This window comes from Caulobacter sp. 10L414 (assembly GCF_056395525.1).
In genome coordinates, this window is the sequence record NZ_JBFTJR010000034.1 from 25,083 (window position 1) to 47,501 (window position 22,419).

The 22,419-nt window shown below is 68.7% G+C and carries 16 protein-coding genes and 1 pseudogene; 6 read left to right on the forward strand and 11 right to left on the reverse strand.

Going from position 1 to position 22,419, the window contains the following annotated elements:
* Nucleotides 1-44: 44 nt before the first annotated feature.
* Nucleotides 45-1,184, forward strand: a complete 1,140-nt coding sequence (locus AC1DCG_RS14705; protein WP_477027713.1) for an aspartyl beta-hydroxylase — start codon at nucleotides 45-47, stop codon at nucleotides 1,182-1,184.
* A 159-nt stretch (nucleotides 1,185-1,343) separates the two neighbouring features.
* Here AC1DCG_RS14705 and AC1DCG_RS14710 read toward each other — a convergent pair whose 3' ends face one another.
* Genes AC1DCG_RS14710 through AC1DCG_RS14720 form a run of 3 tightly spaced genes read right to left on the reverse strand, consistent with a single transcriptional unit; the run spans nucleotide 1,344 to nucleotide 7,134 of the window.
* Complete coding sequence (locus AC1DCG_RS14710; RefSeq protein ID WP_477027714.1) at nucleotides 1,344-2,771, reverse strand: efflux transporter outer membrane subunit; 1,428 nt, start codon at nucleotides 2,769-2,771, stop codon at nucleotides 1,344-1,346.
* Nucleotide 2,772: 1 nt separating this feature from the next.
* Complete coding sequence (locus AC1DCG_RS14715) at nucleotides 2,773-5,967, reverse strand: efflux RND transporter permease subunit (RefSeq protein ID WP_477027715.1); 3,195 nt, start codon at nucleotides 5,965-5,967, stop codon at nucleotides 2,773-2,775.
* Between the two features lie 12 nt (nucleotides 5,968-5,979).
* Nucleotides 5,980-7,134, reverse strand: a complete 1,155-nt coding sequence (locus AC1DCG_RS14720) for an efflux RND transporter periplasmic adaptor subunit (protein ID WP_165257023.1) — start codon at nucleotides 7,132-7,134, stop codon at nucleotides 5,980-5,982.
* Nucleotides 7,135-7,325: 191 nt separating this feature from the next.
* Here AC1DCG_RS14720 and AC1DCG_RS14725 point away from each other — a divergent pair, with 191 nt between their 5' ends.
* On the forward strand, nucleotides 7,326-7,922 hold the full coding sequence (locus tag AC1DCG_RS14725) for a TetR/AcrR family transcriptional regulator (protein WP_058347813.1): 597 nt from the start codon (nucleotides 7,326-7,328) through the stop codon (nucleotides 7,920-7,922).
* A 22-nt stretch (nucleotides 7,923-7,944) separates the two neighbouring features.
* Here the strand turns inward: AC1DCG_RS14725 and AC1DCG_RS14730 are convergent, their stop codons facing one another.
* From AC1DCG_RS14730 to AC1DCG_RS14745, 4 genes are all read right to left on the reverse strand, one after another.
* Nucleotides 7,945-8,628, reverse strand: coding sequence for a hypothetical protein (locus AC1DCG_RS14730; RefSeq protein WP_477027716.1), 684 nt, complete (start codon nucleotides 8,626-8,628; stop codon nucleotides 7,945-7,947).
* A gap of 42 nt (nucleotides 8,629-8,670) precedes the next feature.
* Complete coding sequence (locus AC1DCG_RS14735) at nucleotides 8,671-9,552, reverse strand: rhamnogalacturonan acetylesterase (protein ID WP_477027717.1); 882 nt, start codon at nucleotides 9,550-9,552, stop codon at nucleotides 8,671-8,673.
* A gap of 157 nt (nucleotides 9,553-9,709) precedes the next feature.
* Complete coding sequence (locus tag AC1DCG_RS14740; protein WP_477027718.1) at nucleotides 9,710-11,359, reverse strand: family 43 glycosylhydrolase; 1,650 nt, start codon at nucleotides 11,357-11,359, stop codon at nucleotides 9,710-9,712.
* A gap of 320 nt (nucleotides 11,360-11,679) precedes the next feature.
* Complete coding sequence (locus AC1DCG_RS14745) at nucleotides 11,680-13,116, reverse strand: sugar porter family MFS transporter (RefSeq protein ID WP_477027719.1); 1,437 nt, start codon at nucleotides 13,114-13,116, stop codon at nucleotides 11,680-11,682.
* A gap of 403 nt (nucleotides 13,117-13,519) precedes the next feature.
* Here AC1DCG_RS14745 and AC1DCG_RS14750 point away from each other — a divergent pair, with 403 nt between their 5' ends.
* Nucleotides 13,520-15,697 carry a TonB-dependent receptor domain-containing protein gene (locus tag AC1DCG_RS14750; RefSeq protein WP_477041535.1) on the forward strand — a complete coding sequence of 726 codons (2,178 nt, stop codon included), beginning with the start codon at nucleotides 13,520-13,522 and terminating at the stop codon, nucleotides 15,695-15,697.
* A gap of 160 nt (nucleotides 15,698-15,857) precedes the next feature.
* Here the strand turns inward: AC1DCG_RS14750 and AC1DCG_RS14755 are convergent, their stop codons facing one another.
* Complete coding sequence (locus AC1DCG_RS14755) at nucleotides 15,858-16,826, reverse strand: magnesium and cobalt transport protein CorA (protein ID WP_165257016.1); 969 nt, start codon at nucleotides 16,824-16,826, stop codon at nucleotides 15,858-15,860.
* A gap of 99 nt (nucleotides 16,827-16,925) precedes the next feature.
* Here AC1DCG_RS14755 and AC1DCG_RS14760 point away from each other — a divergent pair, with 99 nt between their 5' ends.
* Together AC1DCG_RS14760 and AC1DCG_RS14765 are read left to right on the forward strand one after the other, a co-directional pair.
* The gene (locus AC1DCG_RS14760) at nucleotides 16,926-17,222 is read left to right on the forward strand and encodes a PadR family transcriptional regulator (RefSeq protein ID WP_477027721.1); all 297 of its coding nucleotides are present in this window, start codon (nucleotides 16,926-16,928) and stop codon (nucleotides 17,220-17,222) included.
* Entirely contained in the window at nucleotides 17,222-17,788 is a 567-nt protein-coding gene (locus tag AC1DCG_RS14765; protein WP_477027722.1) for a hypothetical protein, read from the forward strand. Before AC1DCG_RS14760 ends, AC1DCG_RS14765 begins: the two co-directional genes overlap by 1 nt.
* Nucleotides 17,789-17,907: 119 nt before the next feature.
* Here AC1DCG_RS14765 and AC1DCG_RS14770 read toward each other — a convergent pair whose 3' ends face one another.
* Entirely contained in the window at nucleotides 17,908-19,476 is a 1,569-nt protein-coding gene (locus AC1DCG_RS14770; protein WP_477036430.1) for a GH39 family glycosyl hydrolase, read from the reverse strand.
* Between the two features lie 18 nt (nucleotides 19,477-19,494).
* Here AC1DCG_RS14770 and AC1DCG_RS14775 point away from each other — a divergent pair.
* A pseudogene (locus AC1DCG_RS14775) lies at nucleotides 19,495-19,584 on the forward strand (hypothetical protein); the annotation flags it as partial.
* 46 nt (nucleotides 19,585-19,630) lie between these two features.
* Here AC1DCG_RS14775 and xylD read toward each other — a convergent pair.
* On the reverse strand, nucleotides 19,631-21,412 hold the full coding sequence (gene xylD, locus AC1DCG_RS14780; RefSeq protein ID WP_477036431.1) for a xylonate dehydratase XylD: 1,782 nt from the start codon (nucleotides 21,410-21,412) through the stop codon (nucleotides 19,631-19,633).
* Nucleotides 21,399-22,268 (reverse strand): D-xylonolactone lactonase, encoded by an 870-nt coding sequence (gene xylC, locus AC1DCG_RS14785; protein WP_477027725.1) that lies wholly within the window; start codon nucleotides 22,266-22,268, stop codon nucleotides 21,399-21,401. The genes xylD and xylC overlap by 14 nt, the downstream gene beginning before the upstream one ends.
* Between the last annotated feature and the right edge of the window lie 151 nt (nucleotides 22,269-22,419).

A 22,419-nucleotide genomic window follows, 5' to 3' on the forward strand; every position in this document is an offset into this window, starting at 1 on the left:
AGCCTATTGTGCCGCTCTTCAACCGACAAGGGCCAGGGGCGGGCATGCAACTTACGGCGGGCGCGACGCGGGATCTGGAAGCCTTCATGGCGCGGCTGGCCGAGGACGTCGCCGCCTGCGCCAGGCTCGCCGAGCTGTTCCGCGACGAGGACTTCGCCCGCGAGGCGCAGGCTGTGGCCGCCGGATGGGGGCTGGCCGCCCCGGGCCTGGCCGAGCGACTGGCCAGGCGCAACGTGGTCCCGCGCCCGACCGCGCCGCCGGCCGGATGGCTGCCGGTCGCCGTCTCGCCGGGCGAGGACGCGGTCGACTGGGCCTTCTTCGGCGCGCGCCGGCTGGCGGAGTCGTTCTTTGGCGAGAGCGTCCCCAAGGTCTGGTCGCTGCCGCTGAACCGGCTGTTGCGGCTGCGCACGCCGCTGTCGGCGCTGGAAGGGCTGGCGGGACCGGCCCCCGACGGCCTCGTCTTCCACATGTCGCGCTGCGGCTCGACCCTGCTTGGCCGGATGCTCGGGGCGCCGGCGGGCGCGACCGTGCTGTCGGAGGCCGCGCCGATCGACCACGTCGTGCGCGGCGACCTGCCCAGGGATCGCAAGGTCGTCCTGCTGCGCGGCGTCGTGGCGGCGCTGGGCCGGGCGCGCGGCGCGGGGGACGAGCGGTTGTTCCTCAAGCTGGACTGCTGGCACGCCCTGGCCTTCGACCTCTTCCGCGCGGCCTTTCCGCAGGCGCCCTGGCTGCACCTCTACCGGGCGCCGGCCGAGGTGATGGTCTCGCACGCCCGCTCGCCGGGCATGCAGATGGTTCCGCAGGTGGTGGCGCCGGCCGTGTTCGGCCTGGCGCAGCCGGCGACGCCGGACGCCGACTATCAGGCCGCGGTGCTGGCGGCGATCGGCGAGGCGATGCTGGCGGCCCTGGCGGCCGACGAAGCGGGGCTGCTGGTCAACTATGCGACGCTGCCCGAGGCGGTGGCTGGGCGTGTGCTGCCGCATTTCGGCTGGGCGCCCGAGGCGGCGGAGCGCGAGGCGATGGCGGCGGCGGCCAAGATCGACGCCAAGGCGCCCGAGCGGGCGTTCGCGCCGGATGGCGCGGCCAAGCGCGCCGAGGTCGATCCGGCGATCCGGGCGGCCTGCGCGGCCCGGCTGGACGGCCTGCACGCGCGGCTGGAGGCGGCGTCGGGCGGTCGGATCTGATTGTGGGGAAGGGAATAAGGGTGGAAGGGGCGCATCTGGGATTGGGGGGGTGATGCGCCCCTTCCGGTCGCGGCGTGTCCGGGGGGATGCCGCCGCGATCAGCCCCGCACCGTCGCGCGGGGATCGGTTGGGGGAGGGGCCTTACCCTCCCCGATCAGGTCAGGACCCCTTGCTGGCGGGAGCGCCGCCGCCGAGGACCTTGTAGAGCGTGACCAAGTTGCTGGCCCGGGCCAGGCGCGCGTTGATCAGGCCTTGCTGGGCCGTGTACTGCGTGCGCTGGGCGTCGAGCAGGACGAGCGAGCTGTCGACGCCGCGGTCGTAGCGCAGCTTGGTCAGTCGCGCGGTGTCGGCGGCGGCGGCGGCCACCCGTTCCTGGGCGGCCAGGCGGTCGCCGATGGTGGCCTGGGTGGCCAGCGCGTCGGAGACTTCGCGGAAGGCCGTCTGCACGGTCTTCTCGTAGGTCGCCACGGCGATCTTCTGGCCGGCCTTGGCGCTGTCCAGCCCGGCCTTGTTGGCCCCGCCGGCGAAGATCGGCACGCTGATGCTGGGCGCGAAGCTCCAGCTCTTGGTGCCGCTCTTGAACAGGCCGTCGAGGTCGGCGCTGGCGCTGCCGTACGAGCCGGTCAGGCTGATGCGCGGGAAGAAGGCCGCGCGGGCCGCGCCGATGTTGGCGTTGGCGCCCATCAGGCTGTGCTCGGCCGCCAGCACGTCGGGACGACGGGTCAGCACGTCCGAAGCCACGCCCGCCGGCAGATCGGGAAGGATCTGGGCGGTGATCAGGCCGCCGGCCGGCTGCAGGTCGGCCGGAACTTCGGCGCCCACCAGCAGGCGCAGGGCGTTCTTGTCGCGCTCGACCTGGGCCGTGTACGTGGCCACGTCGGCCCGGGCCGTCTCAGCCAGGGTCTGCGAGGTGCGCAGGTCCAGCTGCGAGGCCGCGCCGACGTCGAACTGGCGCTGGGCCAGGGCGAGGCTGTCTTCACGGCTCTTCAGCGTGTCCTTGGCCAGGGCCAGCAGGTCCTGGTCGGCCGCCAAGGTCAGCCAGGCGTTGGCCGTCTCGGCGATCAGGCTGATCTGCGTCGCCCGGGCGGTCTCCTCGGTGGCCAGGTAGCTGTGCAGCGCCTGGTCCTTGAGGCTGCGCACGCGCCCGAAGATGTCGAGCTCGTACGAGGTGACGCCGACGGTGGCGTTGTAGTTCTCGATCTCCAGCGAGCCCGAGCCGCCGATCGCCGAGCCGAAGCCCGAAGCCGCGGTCGGGGTCTCGCTCTTGGTGCCCGAGAGCGTGCCGTTGACCGTCGGCAGCAGGGCCGCGCGCTGGATGCGATAGGTGGCGCGGGCCTGCTCGATGTTGAGCACCGCGATCCGGAGGTCGCGGTTGTTGGCCAGGGCCAGGTCGATGGTCCCCGCCAGGCGGGGGTCTTCGAACACCTGCTTCCAGGCGAGGTCGCCGGCCGAAGCCGTCTGGCCGTTGGCCGAAGCCGTGGGCCAGGTGGTGGCGACCGGCAGGGCCGGTCGCTCGTACTTCGGGGCCATGGTGCAGGCAGTCAGCGCGCTGGCCGCCAGCAGGGTGAGGGTCAGGTTACGAAGCATCTCAGTGGCTTTCCACCGGGGTGGCGGGGGCCTCGTCGTGGTGACGGGGCTTGGGCTTGAAGATCCGTTCGACGATCACGAAGAACAGCGGGACGAAGAAGATCGCCAGGATGGTCGCCGACAGCATGCCGCCGATGACGCCCGTGCCGATCGCGTGCTGGCTGCCAGATCCAGCCCCGTTGGAGATCGCCAAGGGCAGCACGCCGAAGACGAAGGCCAGCGAGGTCATGATGATCGGACGCAGACGGATGCGGACGGCTTCCAGCGTGGCTTCCACAAGGTTGCCGGTGCGCTCGAAGATCTCCTTGGCGAACTCGACGATCAGGATGGCGTTCTTGGCCGCCAGGCCCATGGTCGTGAGCAGGCCCACCTGGAAGTAGATGTCGTTGGACAGGCCGCGCAGGGTGGTCGCCAGCAGGGCGCCGACGATGCCGAGCGGGATGACCATGATGACCGACAGCGGGATCGACCAGCTCTCGTAGAGGGCCGCCAGCAGCAGGAACACCACCAGGATCGAGATCGCGTACAGGGCCGGAGCCTGGTTGCCCGCTTCACGTTCCTGGGCCGACAGGCCGGTCCACTCGTAGCCGATGCCGGCCGGCAGCTGGGCGGCGATCTTCTCCATGGCCTTCATCGCGTCGCCCGAGCTCTTGCCCGGGGCCGGAGCGCCCTGGATGTTCATCGACGACAGACCGTTGTAGCGCTCCAGACGCGGCGAGCCGTAGACCCAGCGGGTCGTGGCGAAGGCCGAGAAGGGCACCATCTGGCCGCTGCTGTTGCGGACGTACCAGTTGTTCAGGTCTTCGGGCTTCATGCGGTAGGGCGCGTCGGCCTGCATGTAGACCTTCTTGACCCGGCCGCGGTCGATGAAGTCGTTGACGTACGAGCCGCCCCACGCCGCGCTGAGCGCCGCGTTGATGTCGGCCGTGGTCAGGCCCATCGAACCGGCCTTGGCCTGGTCGATGTCGATCTTCAGCTGCGGGGTGTCTTCCTGGCCGTTGGGACGCACGCCGACCAGGTTGGGATCCTGGCCAGCCATGCCCAGGACCTGGTTGCGGGCCGCGGTGAGGGCGTCATGGCCCACGCCGCCGATGTCCTGCAGCTGGAAGTCGAAGCCCGACGAGGTGCCCAGTTCCGGCACGGCCGGCGGCACGACGGCGAACACCATCGCATCGCGGATCTGCAGGAACTTGCCCATGGCGCGGCCGGCGACGGCCGGAGCCTTCAGGTTGGCGGCCTTGCGCTCGTCGAAGTCCTTCAGGCGGACGAAGGCGAGACCGGCGTTCTGACCCGCGCCGCTGAAGCTGAAGCCCGAGACGGTGAACACCGACTGCACGGCTTCCTTCTCGTCGTCCATGAAGTGGCTGCGGACTTGGTCGAGGACGCCCAGGGTGCGTTCCTCGGTGGCACCCGGCGGCAGCTGGACGAGGGTGATCATGATCCCCTGGTCTTCTTCCGGCAGGAAGGCGCTGGGCAGGCGGACGAACAGCAGGCCCATGACCAGGATGATCACGCCGTAGATAGCCATCCAGCGGACACTGCGGCCGAGGATCTTGCGGACCCCGCCCTGATAGCGTCCCGAGACGTCGTTGAAGCTGCGGTTGAACCAGTTGAAGAAGCGGTTGAAGAAGTTGATCACCGCGCCCAGCAGGCCCGGATGATCGGTGCGCAGAGCCTCGCCGTGGGCGCGGTCGTGCGGCTTCAGCATGGTGGCGCAGAGCGCCGGCGTCAGCACCAGGGCGACCACGACCGACAGCATCATCGCCGAGACGATGGTGATCGAGAACTGGCGGTAGATGACGCCTTGCGAGCCGCTGAAGAAGGCCATCGGCACGAACACCGCCGACAGCACCAGCGCGATGCCGATCAGGGCGCCGGTGATCTCGCCCATCGACTTGCGCGTGGCCTCGACGGGGGACAGGTGCTCCTCGCTCATCACCCGCTCGACGTTCTCGACCACGACGATGGCGTCGTCGACGAGCAGGCCGATGGCCAGCACGAGGCCGAACATGGTCAGGGTGTTGATGGAGTAGCCGAAGGCCGCGAGGATGCCGAAGGTGCCCAAAAGGACGACCGGGACGGCGATGGTCGGGATCAGCGTGGCGCGCCAGTTCTGCAGGAACAGGAACATGACGATGAAGACCAGGATGATGGCTTCGACCAGCGTCTTGATCACTTCGTGGATCGACAGTTCCACGAACGGCGTGGAGTCGTAAGGAACGACGTACTTGTAGCCGGCCGGGAAATTCTTCTCGAGCGTGGCCATCTGCTCCTTCACCGCCTTGGCGGTGTCCAGAGCGTTGGCGCCGGGGGCCAGGCGGATGGCCAGACCCGCGGCCGGACGGCCGTTGAACTTGGCGGTCGAGACGTAGCTTTCGGCGCCCAGTTCGACCCGGGCGACGTCGCGCAGACGGACGAGAGCCCCGCCCGTGCTGTTCTTGACGATGATGTTCTCGAACTCTTCGGGCGTCTGCAGGCGCGACTGGGCCGTGATCGTGGCGTTCAGGCCCGTGCCCGGCAGGTTGGGCGTGCCGCCCAGCTGGCCAGCCGAGACCTGCGCGTTCTGGGCCTGGATGGCCGCCGACACGTCCGAAGGCGTCAGGCTGTAGGACGACAGCTTGTTCGGGTCGAGCCAGATGCGCATGGCGTACTGGGCGCCGAACAGCTGCACTTCGCCGACGCCGTCGACGCGGCTCAGCGGGTCCTGGATGTTGGACGCGATGTAGTCGGCCAGGTCGGTGTTGGTGGTCTTGTCGTTCTCCGAATAGAGGCCGACGACCATCATGAAGTTACGGGCCGACTTGGCGACCGTCAGGCCTTGCTGCTGCACTTCCTGCGGCAGCAGGGCGGTGGCGGTCTGCAGCTTGTTCTGGACCTGCACCTGGGCGATGTCGATGTCGGTGCCGGCCTTGAAGGTCAGGGTGACCGTGGCCGAGCCCGAGCTGTCGCTGGTCGACGACATGTAATCCAGGCCGTCGAGGCCCTTCATCTTCTGTTCGATGACCTGGGTGACGCTGTCCTCGACCGTCTTGGCCGAGGCGCCCGGATAGTTGGCGGAGACCGAGACCTGCGGCAGGGCGATCTCGGGGTATTGGGCGATCGGCAGCGTGCGGATGGCGAGCGCCCCCGCCAGCATGATCACGATCGCGACCACCCATGCGAAGATGGGTCTGTCGATGAAGAAACGGGACAGCATTTGGGGCCGGCCTTAGCGTTGAGCGGTGATGACGGCGGGCTTCACGGGCGCGCCAGGACGGACCTTCTGCAGGCCTTCGACGATGACCTGGTCGCCGACCTTCAGGCCGGAGGTGACCAGCCACTTGTCGCCGACGGTCTGGCCGACGGTGATCGGACGAACCTCGGCCACGCCCTTGGCGCCGACCACGGTGACCGTGGCGTTGCCCTTGGGGTCGCGGCTCACGCCGGCCTGCGGGATCAGCACGCCGTTGGAGGCCACGCCCTTGCCGAGGGTGGCGCGGACGTACATGCCCGGCAGCAGGGCGCCGTTGGGGTTGTCGAAGGTGGCGCGCAGGCCGAACGAGCCGGTGGTCTGGTCGACGGTGACGTCGGCGAACTCCAGGCGGCCCTGGACCGGGTAGGTCGAGCCGTCTTCCAGCTTCAGGCTGACCTGGGCCGAACCCGAGCGGCCCAGCTGGCCGCCGGCCAGGTCGCGCTGCAGCTGCAGCAGCTCGGCCGACGACTGGGTCAGGTCGACATAGATCTTGTCGAGGTTCTGGATGGTGGCCAGCGCCGTGGCCTGGCTGGCCGTGACCAGCGCGCCGGGGGTCACCGAGCTCTTGCCGATGCGGCCCGAGATCGGGGCGACGACGCGGGTCCAGCCCAGGTTGATGCGGGCGGTGTCGAGCGCGGCCTTCTGGGCGGCGACGTTCGCCGAGGCTTGCTGGGCGGCGGCCTGGGCGTCGTCGTTGTCCTGCTTGGAGACGGCGTTGACGGCGACCAGTTCCTTGTAGCGGTCGGCCTTCAGCTTGGCGGCGGTGTAGGTCGCCTGGGCTTGGGCCAGGCCCGCCTGGGCGCTGTTGACCTGGGCTTGGAAGGTCGCCGGCTCGATCTGGTAGAGCGGCTGGCCGGCGCGGACGTAGGAGCCTTCCTGGAACAGGCGGGCCTTGACGATGCCGCCGACCTGCGGACGCACTTCCGAGACCAGGTAGGCCGAGGTGCGGCCCTGCAGTTCGCTGGTCAGGGTCACCGGCTCGGTCTTGACGACCACCACGCCCACGGGCGTGGGACCGCCCGCGCCCATGCCGCCCGCGGCTCCGCCCTTGCCTTGCCCGCAGGCGGCGAGGGTGAGCGAGACAGCCGCCAGAAGAACCGCCGAAGCGGCGAGCGGACGTTTGATAGCCATGGATATCCCCGGAGCGACAGGCTGCCGCAGGGGGGGAGGTCCCCTTGACGACGCGCCTATGATGAACAATTTGAGAATGAACGTTCATTCTCAATTGCGCTGGACATAGGCCCGGGGTAAGGCGAAGTCAACACCCCGTCCTGCCGGCTCGGTTGACCTGACGGAAATGTAATGGAGAACGGGACCGCTCGATGGTCGACGTGAGTTCAAGCGCCAAGCCGACGCCCGAGGCGCGGCGGCAACAGATCCTGGATGCGGCCTGCGATGTTGTGCGCCAGGCTGGCTTCCATGGCGCCAGCATGGCCGAGATCGCCAAGGCCGCCGGCCTCAGCGTGGGCCAGATCTATCGCTACTTCGAGAACAAGGAAGCCATGGTCGCGGCGATCGTCGCCCAGGACCTGGCCGAGATGCGCGAGAAGTTCGCCGAGCTGGAAAGCCGGCCGGGCACGCTGCTGGACGCCATGCTCGATCACATCGATGAGGCGGTCAGCAAATGCTACGACCCGCGTCGCGCGCCGCTGGTGCTGGAGGTGATGGCCGAGGCCTCGCGCAATCCCAAGGTCGCCGCCATCGTCCGCGCCGCCGACGACCAGGAACGCGCCCTGGCCAGCCAGATGCTGGAGCGCAGCCGCAAGCCCGAATGGAGCGACGAGGAGTTCGCCGCCCGCACCGAGATGATCGGCGCTATGTTCGACGGCCTGGTCATCCGCAGCGTCAACCACCCCGAACAGGATCGTCAGGCCATGGCCACGGTGATGAAGTCGGTTTTGACCTGCCTGCTGGGGTGAGCGGTTTCCGCTGACGATGGGATCAGGCGATCAGCCGGGTCTCCAGGCCGACGTTCTGGTGGCCGTCGGCGGCGAGAAGGTCGCGAAGGGCGCGCCACACCGCCTCGTGGCGCGTATCCGCGCCCTTGGCGACGAAACGAGCGTTGTTGCGGGCCGCCGTCTCGCGGGCGAGATCGCCCAGGGTGAGCTGGCCATAGGCGCCCGGGTCGAGCCGCAGAAGCGCGACGCCGGCCGCGACGCAGGCCGCCAGCCAGGGCCACAGGGCGGGCTGGAACAGCGCGACGGCGCCGCCGGGCGCCGCCGCAAGGCACAGGCATAGGCCCAGGGTTCCCGCCCAGCCGCTTGGCGGCGCGGGCAGTTTCAGGCCGAGCTCTCGCGTCAGCAAGGCGTACTGGCGCCTGGGCGGCAGGCGGGCGAGGGCGGCGAGGCGCGATGTCGGTCGTGCGCGCGGCTCGGTCCTGCCTTGCCGCTCCAGCGCGCCGCGCAATGCATAGAACGCCATGCTGGTGGCGCACAGGCCGGCCTCGTCGGTTCCGACCCGCCGCACCAGCGCCCAATAGAGATCGCCGACCGTGCGCCAGTCGCCGGCCTCGTCATCGAAAGCGACGCCGAACGACGCCTCGATCTCGCGCAGCAGGTCGATGTCGTCGCCGTCTCCGGCCAGGCCGAGCGTATCGAGGAAGGTGTGGGGATCGCGTCGCGACATGGCCCCACGATCCCACGGTCGGGCTCTGCTCGGCAAGCCGCGCTACGGCACCAGATACCGCCGCAGGGCCGGAACCGCGACGGCCAGTTCGTCGGTGACGATCTTGGAGAAGTAGTCGGCGCCGTCGCGGCCCAGGTGGGTGTAGTCGAACGACAGCTTGGCCTGGCCCATCGGCTCGACGGCGGCGTTGTTCTGGGCCTGCGGGGGCTTGGCGGGGCTCGCGCCCGGCGCAGGCGGGGCCGCCGGCTGGGCGCTGATCGTTGTGCCGGTCCTGGCGGCGGCCAGCACCTCGGCCGGGGGCGGCTGTTGGGCGAAACGCGTGGCTTCGGCCGCGCCCATTGCCTGGACGGCGGCGTAGGACTTGGCGTGCAGGTCGACGAGCGGGGTCTTGGTCTCTGCGGCGACCTTGCGGGTCGCCTGCGCCCAGGGGCCCAGGTCGTCGATCAGCTTGCCGCCCTCGAACTGGCGGCGGGTCAGCGGGGTGACCAGCACCGGCTTGCCGCCGGCGGCCCGCACCTCCTCGACATAGCGCTTGAGGTTGGCGGGATATTCGGTGGCCAGGTCCGTCGAGCGGCCCGGCTTGCCCGGCTGGTCGTTGTGGCCGAACTGGATCAGCACATAGGTGTCCTGGAAGCCGCCGGCGGCGATCTCCTTCATGGCCAGCCGCCACGAGCCCTCGGTGCGGTAGTTGCCGCTGGAGCGGCCGCCGCGCGCCAGGTTGATGCAGGCGGCGAACGAGGTCAGGTGCTGTCCACAGAAGCTGGGGCCCCAGCCGCCGATCACGGCGGTGGTCGAATCGCCGATCAGCACGATCTTCACCGCCTTGAACATCGGTGGCTCGGGTTCGGCGGCCGGAGCCTGGGCAAAAGCGGCGAAGGGCGCGGCGACGAGGGTGGCGGCGAGAAGGAGGGACTTCAGGCGCATGTCGGGCTCCAAAAATTGCTCGTCATCCCGGCCGTAGCGAAGCGGAGAGCCGGGACCCAGGGGCCACCGCACCGCGCTTGGCCCCTGGGTCCCGGATAAGCGCTGCGCGCTTTCCGGGATGACGAATAGGGAAATGGCGAGGATTGATCCTCCGGCCCTAGTCCAGGGCCCGGTATTTGAAGTTCCTGAACCGGGCCGAGCCCTTGCCGGCGGCGTAGATCCCTGGCTTCAGCATCAGGAAGCCGCCGCGCACATTGTGGTGGTAGCCGCTGACCTCCATGCCGCGGTCGAACCGCTTCCAGGTCTTGCCGCCGTCTCCCGAGGTGTGGAAGGCGACGATGTGGCGGTTGTTGCGCAGGCGCATGAGCATCCGCGAACCATGCGGATTGGCCGGGCGGCCGCGCTCGATGCCGTACTGGTGGGTGACGAAGTTCTTGGCGTCGAAGCCCAGGCCGCAATAGAGCTGGCGATCATAGAACAGGATCAGGCCCGCCCGGGTCTCCGGATCGATCTCGATCTCGCACTCGATCTCGTAGGCCTGGTCGCCGTTGACGAAGATCAGGGGCGAGCCTGTCGACGGGGCCTCGCCCGCGCCCTTGAGGGTCAGGACGCCGCCCGAGCGGCTGATGCGGTCCTGCTCGCCCGGCTTGGGGTCGAAGAAGTTCCACTGCACGCCGTACTTGTCGGTGCTGAAGTCGTCCGACAGCGCCATGCCGTGCGGCACGGCCTTGCCGCGCTCTTTTTGCGCGACTTGGGGCTTCCTGATCGGCTTGGCCAGATCGCCGCCGCCGATGTCGAACCAGCCGTCCTTGGTCCAGGTCACCGGGGCCAGCAGGGTCTGGCGGCCCAGCGTCCAGAAGCCGTTTTCATAGCCGTGATAGACGGTCCACCACTCGCCGCCCGAGCCTTCGACCAGGGTGGCGTGGCCGCGCGACCACCACTTCTCGGCGTTGTCGACGGTGCGCACCAGCGGGTTCTTCGGGTGGTTCTCCCACGGGCCGCCCAGCGACTTGGCCCGCGCGGCGATGACCATGTGGCCGGTCGGCGGGCCGGCCGTGCCGCCCACCGCGGTGATCATGTAGAAGTACTCGCCCTTCTTCATGACCTTGGGGCCTTCGGGCGAGAAGCCCTCGACGTCCCAGTCATCGGGATAGCGCCAGGGATTGTAGACGTGCTCGGGCTTGCCCACCGTCGACAGGCCGTCGGGGGCCAGCTTGATGCGGTCGCCGCCCGACAGGAACAGCCAGCGCTCGCCGTTCTCGTCGACGATGTGGCCGGGGTCGATGTAGCCGGGCAGTTTCAGGTCGATCGGCTCGGACCAGGGGCCTTCGATCTTGTCGGCCCAGATGACGTAGCTGGTGTTGTTCTTGGGGAACTTGGCCGGGATGTAGAGGTAGTAGCGGCCCTGGTGCTTGCACAGCTCCGGCGCCCAGACCGAGCCGATGTTGGTCTTCAGGGCCGGGCCCACCGGCGCCCAGTTCACCAGGTCCTTCGAATGCCAGATCAGCAGGCCCGGATAGGCGTCGAAGGACGAGTGAGTCATGTAGTAGTCGTCGCCGTCCTTGAGGATCGACGGGTCGGGCCGGTCGCCGGCCAGGATCGGGTTGAGGAAGGTTCCGTCGCCCAGGTCGGCCTTGCGCTGGCCTTCGACGCCCTTGGTCCAGTTCGGGCCGGACTTGGGCTTGGCGGGCAGGGAGCCCACGCCTTCGGCCGCAGCGGCGGAGGGCAGGGCGGCCGCGGCGGCGGCCCCGGTCAGAAGCGAGCCCCCCGTCAGCAACAGGGCTCCGCGTCGGCTGAGGTCGGCCATGAATTTTCCTTCCCGGGTACTGGCCGCGCGAACTGACGCCACGTCGGCTTGTTACCGGTCACTTAAGCGGCGGAATGCGGCTTTGTCTACCGGTGTCATCGCCCATTTTCCCACGATAACGCTGTCAGGAACGCGGGCAAAAGAAAACGCCCGGGAGCGGGGCTCCGGGCGTTTCTTGGATCTAGGAACCTCCCCCCGTGGGGGAGGTGTCGCCGAAGGCGACGGTGGGGGGAAGTTTTCAGCCGCCCAAGCGGTGGCCTTCCTCCCCCCACCGACCGCTTCGCGGTCGCCTCCCCCAGAGGGGGAGGTTCTTGGAAAGGTTAGCCCTCCATCGCTTCCAGTTCCTTGCCACGGGTCTCGTGGATCAGCTTCTGGACGAGGAAGAACGAAACCACGGCGCTGGCGGCGTAGAAGCCGTAGGTCGCCGACAGGCTCATCTTGGCCATGGCCGGGAAGCTGAACGAGATGGCGAAGTTGGCGATCCACTGGGCGAAGCCGGCGACGGCCAGGGCCGAGCCGCGCATCTGGTTGGGGAACATCTCGCCCAGCATCACCCACATGACCGGACCCCACGAGAGGTTGAAGAAGATCACGTAGAGGTTGGCGGCGACCAGGGCGATCGGGCCCACCGTGCTGTCCAGGTGCAGGGCGCCGTTGACGGTGGTGGCGGTCGAGAAGCACCAGGTCAGGACGCCGAGGGTCACGGCCATGCCGGCCGAGCCGATCAGCAGCAGCGGCTTGCGGCCGATGCGGTCGATCAGCGCGATCGCGGCCAGACAGGCCAGGATCGACAGGGCGCCCGACAGGATGTTGATCTTCAGGCTGTCGTCCTCGGTGAAGCCCACCGACTGCCACAGCACCGAGCCGTAGTAGAAGACGATGTTGATGCCGACGAACTGCTGGAAGATGGCCAGGACCAGGCCGGCCCACAGGATCGGACGGATCTTCTTGGTGACCGGGTCGAGCAGGTCGGAGAACTTCGGCTTGTGGTCGGCGCTCAGCGAGGCGCGGATCTCGGCGACCTTGGCCGCGCCCGTGCCCGGGCCGAACAGGCGCGAGAGGATGGCTTCGGCCTGGGCGTCCTTGCCCTTGGCGACCAGGTAGCGCGGGCTTTCCGGGATGGTCAGCAGGGCGAAGAAGAACACGCCGGCCGGGATCACCTGCATCCAGAACATCCAGCGCCAGGCGGGCAGGCCCAGCCAGAAGTCGGCGGTCGAGCTGCCGGCGGTGTGGGCCAGCACGTAGTTGGCCACGAACGCGCCGGTCAGGCCGGTGATGATCATGATCTGCTGCACCGACGACAGGCGGCCGCGGATGTTCGCCGGGGTCACTTCGGAGATGTAGACCGGGCACAGCACGCTGGCGGCGCCGACGCCCAGGCCGCCGATCAGGCGGAAGATGACGAAGATGGTCGAGGTGTGGGCTGCGCCCGTGCCCAGGGCGCTGATCACGAACAGCAGGGCCGAGATGATCATCACGGTGCGGCGGCCCCAGACGTCGGCCAGGCGACCGGCGGCGAAGGCGCCGATGGCGCAGCCGATCAGGATTGCCGCCACGTTCAGGCCGGTGCCGAACTCGGTCAGCTTGAAGGCGCTGTTGAGGCCTTCCTGCGTGCCGTTGATGACGCCGCTGTCGTAGCCGAACATGAAGCCGCCGATGGTGGCCACGGCCACGATGGCGGCGACGAAGGCCATGTTGACCTTCGCGCCGTCGGCGCTCATGCCGGCGCTTGGCCCGGCGCTGGAAACTGATGCCACTGGAGTCCTCCCCGAACTGGCTCCTTCCGGAGCCTGCTTTGATCCCTAACGCGCCCCCGTAGGGACCTTGGTTGCCGGCGACCTTAGTGTTACCGGTATCAGCACGCAAGCGGCCGTTTTTGCGGGATTCCCGCCGCACCCGCCGTCGCATTTGCCGCGCGATAGTGTCAGGTCCGGCGGCGCTCGCAAGGGGCGATGGCAACGTTGTCATTTCGCCTGCCGTCCGCAGGACGGGGCCGCGCCGCGCAGCCGTTGCAGCGGCGCCACGCTGGGCGGCGCCGCTGCAACATTGCCGAAAAGAAATTTGCCCCGCAAAGCCGGCCGCGCTTTACCGCTGGAGGTCGAGACCAGCGCGGACCGTCCGCTCGCGGCGCCTCGACGAGCCTGCCTCGGGGGACGCGCCTTGCGCCTGAAGACCATCCTTTTCTCCGCCGCCGCCATCGTCGCGACGCCTTGCCTGGCGCTGGCCCAAGGGGGCGCTCAGACGGCCGCCCCCGCGCCCGCCCAGGGCGGTTCGGCGTCTGCCCCCAAGACCGCGCCGGCCGCCGTCGAGGGCGTGACCGTCACCGGCGACAACACCGCCATGCGCAGCTCGATCGACCGCCGCAGCTACAGCGTCTCCAACGACCTGTCGGCCCGCACCGGCTCGATCGCCGACGCCCTGCGCAACATCCCCTCGGTCGAGGTCGACGTGCAGGGCAATGTCAGCCTGCGCGGCGACGCCAACGTCACCATCCTGATCGACGGCAAGCCGTCGGGCATGTTCAACGGCGACGGTCGCGGCGATGCGCTGCAGGCCATGCCGGCCGACCAGATCGACCGGGTCGAGGTGATGACCAACCCCTCGGCCGCCTTCCGCCCGGACGGCACGGCAGGGATCATCAACCTGGTCACCAAGCAGACCCGCAAGCCCGGCGCTACCGGGTCGTTGCGCGGCAACGCCAGCACCGACGGCCGCTACAACGGCGGGATCAGCGGCAACTACGTCAACGGCAAGCTGACCCTGTCGGGCGACGCCGGCTTCCGTCACGAGCAGCAGAAGGCCTGGCAGACCATCGACCGCACCACGGCGGCGGGGACCAGCAGCCAGGACGGCGCCTTCGAGAACGACGGCGACATGGTCAGTCTGCGCGGCGGGATCGACTACGACCTCACGCCCAAGGACCGCCTGAGCGGCGAGGTCCGCTACCGCCGCATGCAGTTCGACACCACGGGCGGCGAAACCTACGAGACCACCGGCGCCTTCCCCGACTACACGCGCGACACCGACGCGACCATGAAGCGCGACAACAAGGGCGTCAGCGCCGACTGGCGTCACCAGTTCAAGGGTTCCGAGCACCAGCTGACCGCGCACCTGGAATACGAGCAGACCGACTTCTCGCGCAGCTCCACGGCCTTCACCGACTACAGCGCCGGGGCCGACGCCTACGAGCTGTTCGGCTTCGGCGCCGACCAGGAGCGGACGAACTTCAAGGCCGACTATGCCCAGCCGAACGTCGGCGGCGGCACGCTGAAGACCGGCCTCGACTTCGAATGGGTGAAGAACGACTACGACAACCACGGCTCGACCGGGACCTCGTGKAGCGCCCAGACGGTCGATCCGGCCCGCACCAACCGCTTCCTGTTCGATCAGGACGTCTATGCCGGCTACATCACCTACGAGAAGGCGTTCGGCGACTTCACCGCCCAGGGCGGCCTGCGCGCCGAGCAGGTGCAGATCAACGGCAACCAGGTCACCGGCGGCCAGACCTTCGAGAACGACTACTTCAAGGTCTATCCCAGCCTGCACCTGGGCTACACGGTCGACCAGAACAACACGTTCAAGGGCAGCTACAGCCGCCGCGTCCAGCGCCCGCAGGTGCAGGACCTGAACCCCTACCGCGTCTATCAGGACCCTCAGAACTACCGGGCGGGCAACCCCTACCTGAAGCCGCAGGTCACCGACTCGTTCGAGCTGGGCTGGCAGTATCGCAAGGGCCCGGCCTACTACCTGGCCACGGCCTATTACCGCAGCAGCGAGGGCGTGGTCACCGACGTGGTCCGCGACCTCGGCGACGGCGTGCTGCTGACCACGCGCGAAAACCTCAACAAGAGCCGCAACGGCGGTCTGGAACTGGTGGCCAACGGCCGCCTGTCGCCCAAGATCACCTACAACGTCAGCGCCAACGCCTTCTGGAACGAGATCGACGCGGGCAACCTCGGCTTCTCGGGCACGCGCTCGGCCACCACGCTGTCGGGCCGAGCCAACCTGAACTGGCAGGCCACCCCGAAGGACTTCTTCCAGATCAACGCCTTCACCTCGGGCAAGCGCCTGACCGCGCAGGGCCACCGCGAGCCGTTTCAGATGGTCAATCTCGGCTATCGCCGGAAGGTCAACGACAAGCTGTCGTTCGTCGTGACCGTGCAGGACGCGCTCGACAGCTTCGAGGACAAGGCCGTCACCGACACGCCGACCCTGAAGGACGTCACCCTGCGCACGGCCAACGTGCGGGCGGTGTTCTTCGGCTTCACCTGGAACTTCGGCGGCGGCAAGCCGCGGCCCGAGCAGTTCGACTTCGGCTCGGGCGCGGTCGGGGGCTGATTGCGATCCTCCCCCTGAAGGGGGAGGTGGCCCGAAGGGGCGGAGGGGGAAGCGGCTTCGGAAGCGCCGCAACAATTTCCCCCTCAGTCGCGGAGTTTATCCTCGGGCCGGCCTTCGGACGGACCCGGGGGCCGACAGCTCCCCCTTCAGGGGGAGCATCTCAAAGCCAGCCCGCCTTCTTGAAGCGTCGATAGAGCAGGGCGCAGACCACGGCGATGACGCCCAGGACCAGCGGATAGCCGAAGGTCCATTTCAGCTCGGGCATGTGCTCGAAGTTCATGCCGTAGACGCCGGCGACGGCGGTGGGCACGGCCAGCATCGCCGCCCAGGCGGCCAGCTGGCGGGTGATGACGCCCTGGCGCTGCTGCTCCAGCAGCGAGCTGACCTCGAACACCGAATTGAGCACTTCGCCCAGGCCCGCGATCAGCAGGTCGACGCGGGCGACGTGGTCGCGGATGTCGCGGAAATAGGGCTTCACCTCCGGATCGATGCACGGCGTCTCGTGGTGCTCGAGATAGCCGGCGACCTGGGCCATGGGCCCCAGCAGCCGCAGGAACTTGGTCAGTTCGCGGCGCAGGGTGAACAGGCGGGTGATCTCGGCCCGGCTGAGGAAGGCGTCCAGCGCCCGCCGCTCCATCTCGGCCAGTTCGTCCTCGATGGCGTCGACCACCGGCAGGTAGCCGTCGACGATGAAGTCGAGCACGGCGTGCAGCACGTAGTCGCCGCCATGGGCCAGCAGGGCGGGCTGGGCCTCCAGGTGGGCGCGCAGTTCCAGGTGGGCCCGGGCCGAGCCGTGGCGCACGCTGATCAGGAAGCGCGAGCCGACGAAGATGTCGGTCTCGCCGAAGACGATGCGGCCCTCGACCATCTGGGCGGTCTTGGCGACCACGAACAGCTGGCCGCCATAGATGTCGACCTTGGGCATCTGCCGCGCGTGCAGGGCGTCCTCGACGGCCAGCGGATGCAGGTCGAAGCGCTCCTGCAGGATGCGCAGTTCGTCCTCGGTGGGGTCCACCAGGCCGATCCAGACGAACTCGCCGTCGCGCGGCGCCAGGCTCGCCGGATCGTCGAGCCGGATCTCCCGCACCCGCTTTCCGTCGATATAGGCGTAGGCGGCGACGACGCTCATGAAGGCTCCTGCTCTGCTGGTCCGCAGATGGCGTGAACGCCGGGCGGAGGCAAGGCCGGGGCGCTTGACGATGTTTGCAATATATGTAGAGTTTTGACCATGCCCGCCGCGCCCCGCAAGCTTTCGCCGCAGTCGCTCGCCGTCCTCGACGTGCTGCATGGGCGCGAGTGGCTGTATGGCCTGGAGGTTGCCGCGGCCACCGGCCTGAAATCGGGCAGCCTCTATCCGATCCTGATCCGGCTGGCCGAGCGCGGCCTGCTGGAGAGCCGTTGGCTGGAGCCCGAACGTCCGGGCCGCCCGGCGCGGCACGCCTATCGCATCACCGGCGCCGGCCGCTCGGCCCTGGCGGCCGTTTGTCGTCCGTCAGCAACATCCTTGGCCCTGGGGGGAGCCTGATGACCGGAAACCGTAGAGATCTCGCCGACCGGATCATGAGCTTGGCGGTCAGCAATCCGCCGGCCGGGCGGGGCGAGTGGGCTGACGCCATGCACGCCGAGTTCAAGGCGCTCGAAAAGGGCCGGCTGTCCTGGTCGCTGGGATGCCTCGTCGCGGCCGCGCGCTGGCGGGCGGCGGGGGAGGCGACCTACGCGGCGGCGCTGGCGGCGGGCGTAGCGCTCGTCGGAGCCCTGGCGCCGCTCTGCTATTTCGGCGCCGTCCTTTCGGGGCTGCTCTCGCGAGGGGAAGCGGCCCGCCTGGTCATGCCGCTCATCGTCGCCGCGCTGGTGCTGGCCGGTTTCGCCATCGCCCTGAACTGGCCCCGACGCCGGTTGGCGACCGCGCTGGTCGTGGGCCTGGGGCCGTCGCTGATCGGCAACGCCCTGCTGGCGGTCACGGGGGCGGGGCTTCGCGCCCCGACCCTGCAGATGCTGGTCGTCTGGGCCGTCATGGTGGGCCTGGGCTATGTCGGCGCCCTGGCGGGCTCGGCCGTGGGGCGACGCCGCGCGGCGAGGATCGCGCGATAAGTCCTCCCCCTGAAGGGGGAGGTGGCCCGTAGGGTCGGAGGGGGAAGCGGCTGTTGATATGCCGCGATCACTTCCCCCTCAGTCGCTCCGCGACAGCTCCCCCTTCCGGGGGAGCATCTTCACGTCCGTTCCAGGGTCACCAGCACCAGGTCGTTCCGGCGCATCGCGAAGTCGATCTTGGCCAAGCCGTCCTTGCCGACGGTGATGGCGCGGTCGATCTCCGGCTTGTCGGCGGTCAGGGCCTGCAGCTTGCCGATCTGGTCGGCCGTCAGGCTTTTGGGCATGCCCAACTCGACATAGGCCGTGTAGGCGTCGTTGGCGCGGAAGCCGGTGCGCTGGGCCTTGAGGCGGTAGCGACCCGGCTTGAGGCTGGCGACGCTGAGCGCCGCGGCCGGGGCGTCCGTCGTCGGCTGCACCTTGGTGAAGTACGAGCGGTTGCTGGTCGGCTGCACCGGCTGGGTGAAGTCCCAGACCAGGGCGGCGACCTTGCCGCCGTCGATGCTGGCCAGGACGCTATGATCCGTAGACGGAACTTCCTTGCCGCGCAGGGCCGCCAAGTACTTGTAGGCGAACCACGAAGGCTTGCGGATGCCCTCGGGGTTCATCAGGCCAAAGCCGCCCTGGAACGGCGCGGTCGGCGGGCCGGGCTCTTCGAAGAGGTCGCTATAGGTCCAGTAGCTCATGCCCTGGACGATGCCTTTGACGCCCTTCAGCTTGGCCAGGATGTAGGCGGCGCTGTGATAGCTGTCGTGCACCGGGTCGCGCGGCGTGTAGCTGGTGCTCCATTCGGTGAAGTAGAGCGGCAGGCCGGGATAGGCCGAAGCCTCGATCTCGGCCCGCACCTTGCGCACGTCGCCGATGATCGCGTCGGGATTGGCCGACAGCTTGGTGTCGTCCTTGCCGTTCTCGTCGAGGAAGCCGCCTTCGACGCCGTAGGTGTGGGTGGTGACGAAATCGACCGCCGCATTGTTGGCCTTGCAGTAGGCCAGGAACTCCGGAACCCAGGCCGCGCCGGCCGTCGACGGACCGCCGACCCGCAAGGTCGGGTCGATCGCCTTGATGGTCTTGGCGGTGAGGGCGTAGAGGTCGAAATAGACCTTTTGATCCGCCTTCTCCCAGAAGCCGTCGAGGTTGGGCTCGTTCCAGACCTCGAAGAACCAGGTGCGCACCTCGGCCTCGCCGTAGCGCTTGCGCAGGTGCGTCACGAAGGCGTCGATCAGGTGCGCCCACGGTTCGAACTGCGGGTGCGAGGTGTTGCCCTTCCACCAGAAGATCGTCAGGTCCGAAGTCTTCATCGCCTCGGGCGTGAAGCCCAGCTCGATGAACGGCTTCAGCCCCATGGCCAGCAGGCGGTCGTACAGCTGGTCGATCTTGGTCCAGTCGTACGTGATCTTGCCGTCCGCGCCATTCTTCACCGTGCCGAGCACGTCGTGGAAGATGGCGTGGAAGCGGATGTAGCGGAACTTCAGCTCGTCCGACGCCGTCTTCAGTTGGGAGAGGCTGTCCTCGCGCAACAGGGTGCCGGGGTAGTCCGAACCGATCGACAGGTCGAAGAAGCGGTCGACCGGCGTGGTCGCCTTGGCCAGGTCGAGGGCGATCGTCCGCTTGGCTGAGCTTGCGAAGGCGGGCAGGGAAGGCAGCGCTGTCAGGCTGGCGATGGCGGCCATCAGTCGGCGGCGCGAGAACATGGGCGTCTTCCTTCCTTCTTGACCAATTCAGTTCGTCGTCCCGGCCGCAGCGAAGCGGAGAGCCGGGACCCAGGGGCAACCGCAGTGCGCCGGCCCCTGGGTCCTGGATAAGCCCTGCGGGCTTTCCGGGATGACCCGCTATCTTGCTTGTTGGCTAGTGATTGTGCCGAGGCAACTTGGACGCCAGGTCCTGGTACTTCACGGCGAACTCCAGCACCCCGCCGGTGTCCAGCTGGCTGGCGTGGGCGCGGTAGATTTCCTGCCAGGGGGTCATGGTGGCCGGCACGGCCGGGACGCCCTCCTTGCGGCGCTCGGCGATCACGGCCTCGTCCACCAGCGCGTCGCAGCGGCCGGTGTTGATGTCGATGCGGATCGTATCGCCGGTGCGCAGCCACGACAGGCCCCCGCCCACCGCGCTCTCGGGCGAGGCGTTGAGGATCGAGGGGCTGTCGGCGGTGCCCGACTGACGGCCGTCGCCCAGGGTGGGCAGGCTCATGATCCCCTTCTTCAGAAGGTGATCCGGCGGCTGCATGTTGACCACCTCGGCCGAGCCCGGCCAGCCGATCGGACCCGCGCCGCGGATCACCAGGATGCAGCTTTCGTCGATGTTCAGGGCTGGGTCGTTGATGCGGGCGTGATAGTCGTCCGAGCCGTCGAAGACGATGGCCCGGGCCTCGAACACACCTTCCTGGCCCGGCTTGGACAGGTAGCGCTCGCGGAAGTCGGCGCCGATGACGCTGGCCTTCATGATCGCGAAGTTGAACAGGTTGCCGCGCAAAACGAGGAAACCCGCTTTTTCCGCCAGCGGCTCGGCGTAGGGGAAGATCACCTCGCGGTCGGAGGTTTCGCGCCCTTGCAGGTTCTCGCCCATGGTCTTGCCGGTGACGGTCAGCACGTCGCCGTGCAGGCGGCCCTGCTGCAGCAGTTCCCACAGCACCGCCGGCGCGCCGCCGGCCCGGTGGAAGCGCTCGCCCAGATACTTGCCGGCCGGCTGCATGTTGACGATCAGCGGGATGTCGTAGGCCGCCCGCCAGTCGTCGGCGGTGATCTCCAGGCCCGCATGCCGCGCCATGGCCGCGATGTGCGGCTGGGCGTTGGTCGAGCCGCCGGCCGCCGCCACCAGGGCGATGGCGTTCTCGAAGGCCTTCTTGGTCAGGATGTCGAGCGGTTTGACGTCCTCATAGGCCAGGTCGACGATCCGCTGGCCGGTGCGATAGGCCATCTGGCCGCGCTCGCGGTACGGGGCGGGGATCGCCGCGCAGCCGGTCAGCGAAAGGCCCAGGGCTTCGGCGACCGCGTTCATGGTCGAGGCGGTGCCCATGGTGTTGCAGTGGCCGGCCGAGGGGGCCGAGGAGGCCGCGCGCTCGATGAACTCGTTCTCGTCGATCTCGCCGGCCGCCAGCTTGCGGCGCGAACGCCAGATCACCGTGCCCGAACCGACCAGCTCGCCCTCGTGCCAGCCGTCCAGCATGGGGCCGCCCGACAGCACGATGGCCGGGATGTTGACCGTGGTGGCGGCCATGATGCCGGCCGGGGTGGTCTTGTCGCAGCCGGTGGTCAGCACCACGGCGTCGATCGGATAGCCGTGCAGGGTCTCGACGAGACCGAGGTACGACAGGTTCCGGTCCAGCGCCGCCGTGGGGCGACGGCAGTTCTCGAAGATCGGGTGGACCGGGAACTCCATCGGAATGCCACCCGCGTCGCGGATGCCGTCGCGCACCCGGGCCACCAAATCGAGGTGGATGCGGTTGCACGGCGAGATGTCGCTGCCGGTCTGGGCGATGCCGATGATCGGCTTGCCGCTGCGCAGCTCTTCGGGGGTGATCCCGTAGTTCATGAAGCGCTCCAGATAGAGCGCGGTCATGTCGATGTGGTCGGGATTGTCGAACCAGTCGCGCGAGCGGAACCGGCGGGGCGTTCGATTAGCGGAGGTCAAGGCGCACCTCGTATTGCGGCTGCCCGGCGACGTCGACAGGCAGGGCGAAGAGGCCGCCGCACAGCGGGTTCGCGGCGAGCTGCTCGTCGCTCAGCCCCTTGCGGGCGGTGGTGAAGTAGAGGGTCTTCAGGTCCGGTCCGCCAAAACACGGCTTGGTGACGTTGATGGCCGGCAGTTCGACCCGCCGGACGACCTGGCCTTGCGGCGAGATGCGGATGGCGCCGCGACCGCCCCACAGGGCCGTCCAGACGAAGCCCTCGGCGTCGACCACCGAGCCGTCGGGCCAGGCGTCATCGATCGCCAGGCGGAAGAACTCGCGCTTGTTGGAGAGGGCGCCGTCGGCCCCAACGTCGAAGGCCCAGATCACCTTTCCGAGGGTGTCGGTGTGATAGAAGGTCGCTCCGTCCGGCGAGACGGCCGGGCCGTTGGTGATGCAGATGCCGGCGTCGTGCTTCGTCAGCGAGCCGTCGGCTTCGAGCCGGTAGAGCGCGCCGCTGTCGGCCTCCTCGCCGTCGTGCATGGTGCCGAACCACAGGCGGCCCTGCGCGTCGACCGTGGAGTCGTTGGGGCGGTTGTCGAGGCCGGCGTCCTCGATCTGCGAAATGAAGGTGAAGCCCTGTTCCGGCGTGAAGTGGTGCAGGCCGCTCTTGAGGCCCGCCACGAAGCCGCCGCCGACGCGGGGGGCGACGAAGGTCACCTGGTCGGGCGCGTCCCAGCTGGCGGTCTCGCCGGTGGCGGGGGTGTAGCGGTGGACCCGATGGCCCTTGATGTCGACGAACCAGACGGCGTCGCCATGCCAGATCGGCCCTTCGCCGAGCGTGGCCTTCAGGTCCCAGACGCAGGTGGGGGCAGTCATGGCTTTTCGTTTCCTCCTACGGCGCTGGGCCCCCTCAGTCGCTCAAATCACCTTTGGGCCGACCTTTGGTCGGACCCGGGGGCGACAGCTCCCCAGAGGGGGAGCCTCTAGCGCTTCAGATCCTCCCCCTCTGGGGGAGGTGTCCCGGAGG